Below are 548 nucleotides of genomic sequence, written 5' to 3'. Positions count from 1 at the left end.
ACCTGGTGGGGGCAAAGCTCTATGAACTGCCGGTCTGGGCCTGGCACTGGCCGGCACGGGAGGTTTCCATGATCCCCTGGCAGCGCGCACGCAAGGTACGCCTGGATACCTGGAGCGTCGCGCGCAAGCTGCACGCGACCCATGCCTATGCCAGCCAATTGGTCGGCGATCCGCAGATCGGTTTACCGCCCAAGCTGGCCCAAGTGTTGCTCGAGCGTATACGCGAACCCTACGAGATCGTGTTTGCCTAGGGGCTGACTCGTCCATACCTGTTATTTCTTACAGTAGCAGCCCATCAAATCTACGGCTAAGGTGCAAAAAGTCTTGCACAGGTTAAGGTGCAGTCGAGAAAGCCATGCCAACCCTTTGCATTGGCCGATGTTTTCAGATGCAGGTAACCCGTAGTCCCTGATCCGTATCGCGTTCGTCGTTGCCATGGTCTTGAACCGCGCCTGGTGTGCCAGGTGCCGGGACATCATTGTGCTCAAGCGAGGACCGACCATGCGCACACGGATCACTTCTCTGTTGTACTCAGGCATTGCCTCAGC

1 protein-coding gene and 1 pseudogene are annotated in these 548 nt (G+C 57.8%); one reads left to right on the top strand and one right to left on the bottom strand.

What is annotated here, in order from left to right; all coding sequences use genetic code 11:
* Positions 1-251 (top strand): annotated as a pseudogene (locus TU74_RS22985) (PIG-L family deacetylase); the annotation flags it as partial.
* A 21-nt stretch (positions 252-272) separates the two neighbouring features.
* Here TU74_RS22985 and TU74_RS24600 read toward each other — a convergent pair.
* A partial coding sequence (locus TU74_RS24600) for a hypothetical protein (RefSeq protein WP_048377765.1) occupies positions 273-548 on the bottom strand: 276 nt, incomplete at its 5' end.

It is taken from the genome of Pseudomonas lundensis, assembly GCF_001042985.1.
In the GTDB taxonomy this organism is placed as follows: Bacteria; Pseudomonadota; Gammaproteobacteria; order Pseudomonadales; family Pseudomonadaceae; genus Aquipseudomonas; species Aquipseudomonas lundensis.
Note: the sequence above shows the minus strand (reverse complement) of the source record. Positions and strands in the feature narration are given on the sequence as shown.